Source organism: Planktotalea sp., assembly GCF_039984035.1.
In the GTDB taxonomy this organism is placed as follows: domain Bacteria; phylum Pseudomonadota; class Alphaproteobacteria; order Rhodobacterales; family Rhodobacteraceae; genus Planktotalea.
Genome location: NZ_JBDWVM010000045.1, coordinates 1 through 10,724, shown reverse-complemented (window position 1 = coordinate 10,724; position 10,724 = coordinate 1). Strand labels below are relative to the sequence as shown.

The window sequence follows — 10,724 nt, the reverse complement described above, 5'->3', positions numbered from 1 at the left end:
ATGCGCTCGTCGTCATCAACTATCAACAGGTGGGCGTCTGGATCACTCATGTACTACTTTCCTTTAGCGCGCGCGACTTCCGGCGCATCTCTGGGTCCATCATAGCCTCAAGTACGGCACGAAAACCAGTCACAGCTTCTGGACCTGCATCGCGATACGCAACACGCATGCGCGCACGCTGAGCATCAGACAATTTTCGCTCCAATTCTGCACCAGCCGTCGTCAAAAACAAATGGCGTTCGCGCTTATCCTTACGACCAACTTTGCTTTCCACCAAACCATCTTCGATCAATGTACGCAAAACACGGTTTAGCGATTGCTTGGTGACACCCAGTATCCCAAGCAGATTATTAACCGTCGTTCCCGGCGCACGGTTGATGAAATGCACGGCGCGATGATGCGCACGCCCATAGGCCAAGTCGGCCAAAATACGATCCGGATCGGCAGTGAACCCCTGATAAGCAAAGAACATGGCTTCAATGCCTTGGCGCAGTTGCTCATCCGTTAAGAACAAAAGCATATCACTATGCTGCGGTGGATTGCGTTCGGACATGGGAGGCCTTTTCTTAGATCTTTCAAAATTATAAGTCAGCTTTATTGACTTTCCAACAACAGACTGTTAGCGATTCATAGTTTTGGCGCAATATTATGTCCATATCGGGCTTATCTAGCGCAACAAATGAAAAAAGGAAAGGAGAGCACTATGTCTGACTCATATGCAGATCGCGACGGTAAAATCTGGATGGACGGCGAACTCGTCGATTGGCGGGATGCCAACGTGCATATCCTGACCCATGCATTGCATTACGCGTCATCCGTCTTTGAAGGCGAGCGTTGCTATGACGGTAAAGTTTTCAAAAGCCGTGAGCATTCTGAACGCCTGATCAAGTCCGGCGAGTTGATGGACATGGAAATTCCGTACACCGTTGATGAGATCGAAGCCGCCAAGAAAGCGACGCTCGAAGCGAACGGTCTGACGAACGCCTATTTGCGCGTTGTTTGTTTCCGTGGCGCTGGCGCTGATATGGGTGTCGCTGCATCACGCAACCCTGTGCGCATGGCTGTGACGGCTTGGGAATGGGGTAACTACTATGGCGATGCCAAGATGAAGGGTGCCAAACTCGACATCGCAAAATGGAAGCGCCCGAGCCCAGAAACGATCCCAGTCGCCGCGAAAGCCGCTGGCCTTTACATGATCTGCACGATGTCAAAGCACGCGGCAGAGGCCAAAGGCTGCTCTGATGCGATGTTCCTCGACTATCGCGGCTACGTGGCCGAAGCGACAGGCGCGAATATCTTCTTCGTGAAAGACGGCGAAGTGCATACGCCTTTGGCAGATTCCATCCTCAATGGTCTCACGCGCCAAACAATCATCGGTGTTCTCGAAGATCGCCAGATCAAGGTCCACGAACGCCACATCCTGCCAGAGGAGCTCGCTGATTTTGAGCAGTGCTGGCTGACAGGTTCCGCTGCCGAAGTGACACCTGTTGGGCAAATCGGTGATTATCACTTTGAAGTAGGTGAGCTGACGCGCGAAGTTGCAGAAGCCTATGAAAAGCTCGTACGCGCCTAAGCCACGCAACACTAGACAAAAAGAAAACCGGCCCTTTTGAGGCCGGTTTTTTCGTTTCGAGATTTGAAGTTTGTTAGCTCGGGCTCATGCCGCGCAAGCGTTCAGAGCGGCGGCGCAGCATTTCAACCACTGTCAGCAACACGATGGAAATACCAACAAGGATCGTCGCGGCGGCCAGAATGGTCGGGCTGATTTGCTCGCGAAGACCCGTGAACATCTGCCACGGCAAGGTTTGCAATTCGGCGGACCCAATGAAGAGCACCACAACAACCTCGTCAAATGACGTGATAAACGCGAAGAGCGCACCAGAGATAACCCCCGGCAAGATCAACGGCATTTGCACCTTGAAGAAGGTCGTGACAGGATCGGCGCCCATATTCGCGGCCGCACGTGTGAGCGAGTTGTCAAAGCCCACAAGCGTCGCTGTCACTGTGATGATGACAAAGGGAATGCCAAGTGCAGAGTGCGCGAGCACAACGCCCCAATAGGTGCCGACGATACCAATCTTGGAATAGAAGAAATACATACCTGTCGCAGAAATGATCAGCGGCACAATCATTGGCGAAATCAGGATCGCCATGATGGCGCGTTTGCCTGGAACATGTGCCTGGCTCAGACCGATTGCCGCCAGTGTACCGAGCGAGACAGAAATGACCGTCGCCACAGGCGCAATGCGCAGAGAGTTCCAAACTGCACCCGTCCATTCCGCGTTGGTCAGGAAATCGCGATAGTGTTTGAGCGAGTAGCCAGCTGGATCAAATCGCAGCATTTCAGGCGTAAATGTAAAGAAGTCTTGCGCGTTAAAGCTAAGCGGCATCACGACGATGATCGGTGTGATCAAGAAGGTAAAGATCGCACCGCAAATTACCCGGAATGTAAAATGCCACAGGACTTGGCCGGGTGTGAGATAGGGCGCAAGCTTGGATCGATAGCGCCCTTCATAAATCCAATAAGTAAACCAGCCAAAGAACCAGCCGAAAATTCCACCGATGATAAGGGCAGGAAGACCACCGAGCAACAGGCCCGCAATTGCAAATCCTGCGAGGATGATCCAACGAAAGAGCTTTTCAGGGAGCATATCTTGCATCGCGACAAAAGCGATAACTGCCAGCAATACGCCGCCAAGAACGAAACCAAGAAAAGCTGATCCTTGCGCTGCGCCGATAAAGATACCAGCGATCGCTCCCGCAGCAGCAACTGAGGGTACAACGAGCGACGCAGGTTTGCGTGAGATAGGTGTGAGTGCTGCCATGATCTTATCCCAGCTTTACGTTGTCGATGCCGACGATCTTGTCGTAGGCCCAATAGAGCGCCATCACCACCGCGAGCAGGATAGCTCCCAGCGCCGCCGCGAGCCCCCAGTTGAGCGAGCTTGAGATGTGGAAGGCAATCCGGTTGGAGATGAAGACACCTTTGGTGCCGCCAACCAATTCTGGCGTGATGTAGTAGCCAATCGCCAAGATGAACACGAGGATGGACCCCGCGCCGATACCGGGCACCGACTGCGGGAAATAGACTCGCCAGAAGGCCGTCCAATTGGTCGCGCCAAGTGATTTTGCCGCGCGTAGATAGGTTGGCGAAATGGTTTGCATTACGGAATAGAGCGGCAAAATCATAAACGGCAGCAGGATATGCGTCATCGCGATGATCGTGCCTGTTTGGTTGTTGATCAGCGCAAGGCGGCTGTCATCTGCAACGAGGCCCAGCCACACGAGCGTATCGTTCACCACCCCTTGTTGTTGCAACATCACTTTCCAAGCAGAGGTTCGCACCAAAAGCGAGGTCCAGAAGGGCAGTAACACAAGGATCATCAAAAGGTTTGCTGTGCGCGCTGGCAGGTTCGCCAAAATCCAAGCGACGGGATAGCCAAGAGCGATGCAGGAACACGTAATAACCAGCGACATGATCAAGGTTCGAATGAACAACTTGATGTAAATTCGCTCGTTCTCTGGCCGCATCTCTGCGCCATCAGCGCCCTTTTGCATATCGATCGAATTCAGGAAATAACCGTTAGTGTAAGCACCACTATACGTCTTCATAGTGCGCCAAATTTCGACGTCGCCAAAGCCTTTGTTCAGATCAATGAACTTCTCTTTATAAGGGCCATCGTTCGGGACATCCCATTTCTTCACTTGCCGTCCCGCTTTGCGGAACAGCGATGAAATACCGGGCTTTTCATAGTTCAAACGTGAACCGATGCGTGTGTGCATCTTGATCGCAATGGCCGCTTGAAGATCACCTGCAAAAGCTTCGTAAACAGCTTCGCTGGGCAATTCGCCTGACGTCGGATCCCATTCTTCCAACGCAACGACCGTCGCGGGCAGGTTGTCAGAGATCAGTTGGTTTTCGACAGAGCGAAACAGCATGTCGAGGATTGGTGCCACGAAGGACACAAGAACAAAGATAAGAAGCGGCGCAATCAACGCCAACGCCCGCAGTTTTTGACGGCGCAATGCGCGGTTCAAAGATTGTTTGAGCGGGGTGCCATCAGCGGCAAGAACCTTGCCAGATGAAGATGTATCAGGAACGCTTGTCATCATTGTCCTCGGGAACAAGAGGGGGATGAGACGGGCCAGAGCGGCCCGCCTCGAAAGTCAAAATCGGCTTATTGTGCCAACCATGCCTGGAATTTCGCGTCGATATCGTCGCGGTAGTCAGCCCAGAACTCGTAGTTGTAGAGGAACGTGTTCTTTGCGTTCTCTGGGTCTGTTGGCATGTGTGGTGCCATGTCGATGCCCAGATCAGCGTGCTTACCAACCAGCGGCGCTGAAGACAGACGCGCAGGACCGTAAGAGATGTACTTGGACTGATCAGCCAAACGCTGTGTGTCTGTCGCGAATTTCACGAAGTCTTTGACACGTGCGAGACGATCTTCTGGAAGACCTGCTGGGATGATCCAACCGTCAAGGTCAAACACCTGAGCGTCCCAAAGCATCGCAACTGGCTGCTTCTGCTCTTCGATCAAGCTGAAGAAACGGCCGTTGTATGTGGAACCCATAACAACTTCGCCATCTGCGAGAAGCTGAGGTGTGTCCGCACCAGCTGACCACCAGATCACGTCGTCTTTGATCGTGTCGAGCTTCGCAAGAGCGCGCTCTTGGCCTTCAGCTGTTTCCAGAACAGAGTAAACGTCGTCTTTGCCAACGCCGTCACAGATCAGAGCCCATTCCATGTTGTTGATTGGACGCTTTTCCAAAGAACGCTTGCCTGGGTACGCTTCGGTGTCGAAGACAGCGCAAACGTCTGTTGGTGCTGTGTCGCCAACGAGGTCAGTACGGTAGCCAAACGTTGTAGAGTAAACGATCTGCGGGATGAAGCAGTCAGACACCAATAGGTCGCCGAAGTCTTCGGACGCTGGTGTGCCGTCTGGTGCAGCCGCGAGATCTTCGTCAGCGTTGATTTCCATCGCGAGACCTTCGTCGCACAGACGGATCGCGTCCGCCGCAACGACGTCGACCAGATCCCAAGTGATGTTGCCCGCTTCGTTCATCGCGCGCAGTTTCGCAACCGCTTCAGCAGAGCTTTCGTCCCAAACAGCTGTCACACCAGCGTTTGCAGCCGCATAGGGCTCAACGTAAGCTTTTTGTTGGCTGGCTTGGTATGCGCCACCCCAGCTTACGAGTGTCATGTCAGAAGCCATGTGACCATCTGCGAAAGCAGCGCCACCTACAGCAACCAATGCGGATGTTGTGAGTAGTGTACGTGTAAACGTCATTAATACGTTCTCCCTAGTAACCCGTGTTAGATTTTGAGGTGCCCTATACGGGTACAAATCAGGGACCTCTTGAGGTATCGCAGCGAGAGTAGTTCACGCTACGATATGTCTTTGAAATCAGTTACGCGTCGAGCGCACGGCAGTCGTCAGCCAACCAACCGATTTCAATCTCGCTACCCGGCTCAAGACGAACCTGATCCGGCGCATTGCGCGATTTGATGATGAAGTCTTCTTTACCAGCAACGCGCAAACGCGTGCGGAAGATGTCGCCCATATAGATAAACTCGAGCACTTCGGCCTTGAGCGTATGCGCTTCGGCGCTCAAACGTGATTTATCAAATTCTACGCGCTCAGGACGGATCGAAACGCGCGTGCGCTCCCCTGCCTTAGTGACGTTCACAGGCTTACAATCGATCAAGCCACCGCCATCAAGCTGCACCAAGGCGATGCCGTTCTTGATTTCTTTAACAGTGCCTTCGAGCGTGTTGTTTTCGCCAATGAACTGCGCAACGAAGCTGTTTTCGGGGCTTTCATAAAGCTCATCTGGCGGCGCAAGTTGCTGGATGCGACCATCTTCGAACACAGCGACGCGGTCTGACATTGTCAGCGCTTCTGTCTGGTCGTGGGTCACGTAAACAACGGTGATACCCAGATTGTCGGCAATCCGTTTGATTTCAAACTGCATGTGCTCACGCAGCTGTTTATCCAAAGCACCAAGCGGCTCATCCATCAGAACCAGCTCAGCTTCGAACACCAAGGCACGCGCCAAAGCGATCCGTTGCTGCTGACCACCAGAAAGCTGCGACGGACGACGTCCACCGAATTCACCCATCTGAACCATGTCCAGAACGTGCTTCACTTTCTTTTCGCGCTCTGCCTTCGGCATTTTGCGAACTTCCAGCGGAAAACTGAGGTTTTCAGCAATCGTCATATGAGGGAACAAAGCATAGTTCTGAAAGACCATGCCAATGCCACGCTTATGTGGTGGAATATTATTGATCGGCTTCCCATCAAGGCGAATGTCGCCGTGGGTTGCTGTTTCAAAGCCCGCCAGCATCATCAGGCAAGTCGTCTTGCCAGATCCTGAAGGCCCGAGCATCGTGAGAAACTCGCCCTTGGGCAATGAAAGGTTAAGATCTTTTACAACGAGGTTTTCCCCGTCATAGCTTTTTTGCACGCGATCAAATTCGACAAACGCGCCGTCGGCATGACTATCCGCCAAAAGAGGCTCCCCATCTGTTGCTGCAAGTTATCCTTGCCATTTGCTTTGACGAATAAAGCCTGCCGATTAGATCAAAGCAACCGTTTAGGTCAGTCGAATAGGAGATTCCGACAAACTCGGTCGTTTTCGCTGAAAAAGGAGTCTTTTTGAGGATGATTGACGTTAAGACACCTTACTTCAGTCAATCGGCCTTGACCTAAATTTCGTCAGAATCGCGGTTTGATCCGTTAGTGATGCATCAAAATTGACTCGGCTGCCTTGCGACCCCAAAGCGCATAGGTCGATGCGTTAGGATGATACCCGTCCGAGGCCATTTGATCCGGTGAAAAAGGAACATCAAAGACGAGTTGAACCACATCGGTCTCTGTCGCAGTATCCTTGCTCAAAGCGTCGCCCAATCGTTTGGCATGAGCGCCCAGCACCCAACGCAAAAGCGGTGTAAGAGCAGGAAATTTATCGAGGGGCGGCATTGAGGTAACAACGATCTGCTTAACGCCAAATTCTGTTCTCAACCGTCGCCTAAGATCGCTTTGCTGCCGACGCCACTTCCTTAACCGAACCAAACGCACCGCATCATTCACACCAAGCGCTAGAAACGCGACATCAAATGCGTCTCCTTTTGCTGCGTCTAACAACGCGTCTGCGTCACGTGTCGTTGCACCCGTACGCGCAATCAGCTTCCAAACGACACGATGTTTAGCAGACAAAATGCACGTGATTTGACCGCTGAGCGCCTCATCTTGGGTGTTCACGCCAACGCCCGCGCCTGATGAATCGCCAAGGATCAAAAGCCGCAAAGGGACCCCATCACCGATAACTCCTTCGCGCGCGCCATCCGCTTCGTGCAGGACGAGGGCGTGCCGACGGATCGATAGCCCCTGCCAGATCAGCACAGGCGCAAGCACCGCGCGCGCAAAAATATCTAAAGGGGGAAACAAACCCATATCAGCAGGCAGCCTGCATTACTTCAACTTCCCCCGCGCGCGCATCAATGGACCAATCCGCAAACTGGTCCCTGTCTCCGTCCGTGTCCGCGTGCGCAGAACAGGCGTGTTTTCGGAAGCATCTGATTGGCCTTCGCGCAACACAATATATAGCCCGCTAGCAATGATGATCGCTGCGCCGACAAGCGTGAATCCATCAAGCGTTTCATTGAAGAGCAACGTGCCAAAAAGGCTCGCCCAAATGATCTGCGAATATTGCATCGGCGCGACGACAACAGCTTCGCCCACTTTGTAAGCTTCTATGACAAGCGCCGAGGCCATCAACACCAGAAGCGACATCACAGCAATTCCAACCAAATGCTCAATCGGCATCGGTTCATACACAAAAGGCAGCGCCGCACCCATAACGACAAAGTTGGTCATCATTGGGAAGATCAGCAGAACGATGCTGCGTTCATCTTTCCCGATTTTTCGCACGATTATAGAGGCAAGCGCACTCCCCATCGCTGCCAAAAGCGCCGCACCATGGCCAAGCGACAAAGGTTCACCGCCAGGCCGCAGGACAACAATCACGCCAGACAGGCCAACCAGAACAGCTAACCAACGACGCAAACGAACCTGCTCGCCCAAGATCGGGATAGACAAGATCGTAATTAACAAGGGCGTCGCAAAGAGGATCGCATAGACCTGCGCGAGCGGCAGTGCAGAAAACGCATAATAGGCTGAGATACCGGTGCACGTGGTCGCGACAGTCCGCAGCGCAGTCCACCACGGATGGCGCGGGCGCAAATTGCCAGACGTGGTGTCGCGGATCAGCATGAGTGTGACCCATGGAAACCCGAGCAGAACGGAAAAGAAAACGATTTGAAAGGGAGAGTAGCTCGCCCCCAAAATCTTAACGATCACATCATGTGTGGAAAAAACCGCAAATGCGAGCAGCGCGATTAGAGCGCCCTTCGTGTTGTTGCCCATCGGTCAGCCTCGGATGTTAGCGGTATCTTTTCCGAATCCATCACGAAGTGGGGTCCCAAGGCAAGGTGTTTCGCCCTGCCTTGGGACAAATCGATCAATCAAAGATCAAAGTGACGCGTCAAGCGCCGCAAGAATGGCATCGCCCATTTCAGTCGTGGATACAGGCTGGTCATCACCCGCTTGCATCAGGTCCGCGGTGCGCACACCGTCCGCGAGAACCTTCTCAACAGCAGCTTCCAAACGATCAGCTTCAACGCCTGCATCAAAGCTGTAACGCAGCGCCATTGCGAAGCTGAGGATACATGCGCTTGGGTTGGCTTTACCTTGGCCCGTGATGTCAGGTGCAGACCCGTGTACCGGCTCATACAGCGCTTTCGGGCGACCGTTATCCATCGGCGCGCCGAGACTTGCAGAGGGCAACATGCCAAGCGAACCTGTAAGCATCGCCGCACAATCAGACAGGATATCGCCAAAGAGGTTGTCGGTGTAGATCACGTCAAACTGCTTAGGCGCACGTACCAACTGCATCGCGCCGTTGTCTGCATACATGTGGGACAGTTCGACATCTGGGTAATCCTTGGACACTTCGGTCACAACATCGCGCCATAGAATGCCGCTTTCCATGACGTTCGCTTTTTCCATGGAGCAAAGTTTTTTGTTGCGACGCATCGCCAGTTCAAACGCAGAGCGCGCGCCGCGTTCGATTTCAGCCTCAGTATAACGTTGCGTGTTGATACCGACGCGCTGGTTACCCTCTTCGAAGATGCCGCGTGGCTCACCGAAATAAACGCCAGACGTCAGTTCACGCACGATCATGATATCGAGGCCTGCAACCAGCTCTGTTTTCAGTGAGGAGAAATCCGCGAGCGCATCAAAACACTGAGCAGGACGCAAGTTAGAAAACAGGTCCATCTCTTTGCGAAGACGCAAAAGACCACGCTCTGGCTTCACGGAGAAATCCAGATCGTCATACGCAGGACCACCCACAGCACCGAGCAGAACTGCATCCACCTCTTGCGCTTTTGCCATCGTGTCGTCGTGCAATGGAACGCCATGCTTGTCATAAGCTGCGCCACCAACGAGGTCCTCGCTTACGTCAAATTTCAGGCCACGTTTGTCACCGTACCAACCAATGACGCGCTGAACCTGCGCCATGACTTCGGGGCCAATGCCGTCACCGGCCAAAATGAGAAGGGATGGATTGCTCATAACGTCGTTCCTAATTGGGTTGATCTGTTGCGCATGGCCCTACCCACAAGGGGCGCTAGGGTCAAGGTTACGCAGCTGGGAAGAGCGCCGTGATGCCGCTCTCTAATAGATCCCAGACGCGCTTAATGCGCGGGGTGCTGCGCATAACCTCGGGCGCGGCGAGCCATATGGGAAGTGGTTCAAGCGGCAATTCGGGAAACAGACGCACCATATCTGGATCACGGTTCGCAAGCAGCTGTTGTGTAAAACCGATGCCGCATCCTGCGCGCATCAATTCCCAGTAAGTGTTCTGATCATCGCAACGCACCGCAAACATATCACGCGTCACGGGCCACCCCATGTCACGCACCCCTTGGATGATCCGGTCATCACGATCATACCCGATCAACACATGATCGAACATATGTTCTAAACTTTCAGGCGTGCCATGACGATCGAGATAGGATTGCGCCGCATAGACCCCCAGCGCAGCTTTCCCGATTTGTTTGGTAATCACATCAAGCTGCGTGCTGCGGTACATACGCACCGCTATGTCAGCTTCTCGAAAGAGCAAGTTTTCACTACTATCCGTCGGGACCAACTCGATCTGGATATCAGGCTCTGCGTTTCGAATATCCGCGATAATCTGCGGTAGCGCGTGACGCGCCATAACCTCGCTTGCGGTGATGCGCACCGTCCCTTGCATACGATCATCCCGTCCCGCCGCACGCAGGCTGAGCTGCCCAAAGGCCGTGCGCATCGCCTTTGCAGGTTCAAGCAAGCTCTCCCCCGTTGGCGTCAGAACATAGCCCCTCGGTTGTCGCTCAAAGAGACGCAGCCCAAGTTGATCTTCTAACAGCTTTATTTGACGCCCTAGGGTTGGCTGGCTTTGCGACAGGCTGCGCGCGGCACCAGAAAGCGAGCCTGTTTCAGCCACCGCAAGGAAGGCCCGCACGAGCGACCAATCGAGTTTGTTCAAATCTCCATCCATTCAAAAATGAATACATGATCTAGAATTTTGGTAAATACCCAAAGCCAATCGAATAGATCAAATTGTTCTCAGATGACAAAGGAGAACGACATGACACAGACAGTATTAATCTTGGGCGC

The 10,724-nt window shown here is 53.2% G+C and carries 10 protein-coding genes; 1 reads left to right on the top strand and 9 read right to left on the bottom strand.

Translation table 11 applies throughout. The annotated features are described in order from the left end of the window. Positions 1 to 46: 46 nt before the first annotated feature. The gene (locus ABJQ89_RS02085) at positions 47 to 553 is read right to left on the bottom strand and encodes a MarR family transcriptional regulator (protein ID WP_348494619.1); all 507 of its coding nucleotides are present in this window, start codon (positions 551 to 553) and stop codon (positions 47 to 49) included. Positions 554 to 703: 150 nt separating this feature from the next. Between ABJQ89_RS02085 and ABJQ89_RS02080 the strand changes: the two genes are divergently transcribed. Beyond that, positions 704 to 1,573 (top strand): branched-chain amino acid aminotransferase, encoded by an 870-nt coding sequence (locus ABJQ89_RS02080; RefSeq protein ID WP_348494618.1) that lies wholly within the window; start codon positions 704 to 706, stop codon positions 1,571 to 1,573. A gap of 73 nt (positions 1,574 to 1,646) precedes the next feature. Here the strand turns inward: ABJQ89_RS02080 and ABJQ89_RS02075 are convergent, their stop codons facing one another. The 8 genes from ABJQ89_RS02075 to ABJQ89_RS02040 all read right to left on the bottom strand — a co-directional run bounded on the left by ABJQ89_RS02075 (position 1,647) and on the right by ABJQ89_RS02040 (position 10,593). Then, on the bottom strand, positions 1,647 to 2,825 hold the full coding sequence (locus ABJQ89_RS02075) for an ABC transporter permease (RefSeq protein WP_348494617.1): 1,179 nt from the start codon (positions 2,823 to 2,825) through the stop codon (positions 1,647 to 1,649). Positions 2,826 to 2,829: 4 nt separating this feature from the next. Next, positions 2,830 to 4,110, bottom strand: coding sequence for an ABC transporter permease (locus tag ABJQ89_RS02070; protein WP_348494616.1), 1,281 nt, complete (start codon positions 4,108 to 4,110; stop codon positions 2,830 to 2,832). A 68-nt stretch (positions 4,111 to 4,178) separates the two neighbouring features. After that, positions 4,179 to 5,288: an extracellular solute-binding protein gene (locus ABJQ89_RS02065; RefSeq protein ID WP_348494615.1), complete on the bottom strand. Its 1,110-nt coding sequence runs from the start codon at positions 5,286 to 5,288 to the stop codon at positions 4,179 to 4,181. Between the two features lie 121 nt (positions 5,289 to 5,409). After that, positions 5,410 to 6,510, bottom strand: coding sequence for an ABC transporter ATP-binding protein (locus tag ABJQ89_RS02060; RefSeq protein WP_348494614.1), 1,101 nt, complete (start codon positions 6,508 to 6,510; stop codon positions 5,410 to 5,412). Positions 6,511 to 6,737: 227 nt separating this feature from the next. Beyond that, the gene (locus ABJQ89_RS02055; RefSeq protein ID WP_348494613.1) at positions 6,738 to 7,454 is read right to left on the bottom strand and encodes an SGNH/GDSL hydrolase family protein; all 717 of its coding nucleotides are present in this window, start codon (positions 7,452 to 7,454) and stop codon (positions 6,738 to 6,740) included. An 18-nt stretch (positions 7,455 to 7,472) separates the two neighbouring features. Further along, a complete protein-coding gene (locus tag ABJQ89_RS02050) occupies positions 7,473 to 8,426 on the bottom strand; it encodes a DMT family transporter (RefSeq protein WP_348494612.1) in 954 nt (317 codons plus the stop codon). Positions 8,427 to 8,531: 105 nt separating this feature from the next. Continuing rightward, complete coding sequence (gene leuB, locus ABJQ89_RS02045) at positions 8,532 to 9,635, bottom strand: 3-isopropylmalate dehydrogenase (protein WP_348494611.1); 1,104 nt, start codon at positions 9,633 to 9,635, stop codon at positions 8,532 to 8,534. A gap of 67 nt (positions 9,636 to 9,702) precedes the next feature. Beyond that, positions 9,703 to 10,593: a LysR family transcriptional regulator gene (locus ABJQ89_RS02040; RefSeq protein ID WP_348494610.1), complete on the bottom strand. Its 891-nt coding sequence runs from the start codon at positions 10,591 to 10,593 to the stop codon at positions 9,703 to 9,705. Positions 10,594 to 10,724 lie beyond the last annotated feature (131 nt).

Excerpts from the sequence above, each read along its gene's own strand:
- ABJQ89_RS02085 (WP_348494619.1), bottom strand. The coding sequence starts at position 553 with ATGTCCGAACGCAATCCACCGCAGCATAGTGATATGCTTTTGTTCTTA.
- ABJQ89_RS02080 (WP_348494618.1), top strand. The coding sequence starts at position 704 with ATGTCTGACTCATATGCAGATCGCGACGGTAAAATCTGGATGGACGGC.
- ABJQ89_RS02075 (WP_348494617.1), bottom strand. The coding sequence starts at position 2,825 with ATGGCAGCACTCACACCTATCTCACGCAAACCTGCGTCGCTCGTTGTA.
- ABJQ89_RS02070 (WP_348494616.1), bottom strand. The coding sequence starts at position 4,110 with ATGACAAGCGTTCCTGATACATCTTCATCTGGCAAGGTTCTTGCCGCT.
- ABJQ89_RS02065 (WP_348494615.1), bottom strand. The coding sequence starts at position 5,288 with ATGACGTTTACACGTACACTACTCACAACATCCGCATTGGTTGCTGTA.
- ABJQ89_RS02055 (WP_348494613.1), bottom strand. The coding sequence starts at position 7,454 with ATGGGTTTGTTTCCCCCTTTAGATATTTTTGCGCGCGCGGTGCTTGCG.
- ABJQ89_RS02050 (WP_348494612.1), bottom strand. The coding sequence starts at position 8,426 with ATGGGCAACAACACGAAGGGCGCTCTAATCGCGCTGCTCGCATTTGCG.
- leuB (WP_348494611.1), bottom strand. The coding sequence starts at position 9,635 with ATGAGCAATCCATCCCTTCTCATTTTGGCCGGTGACGGCATTGGCCCC.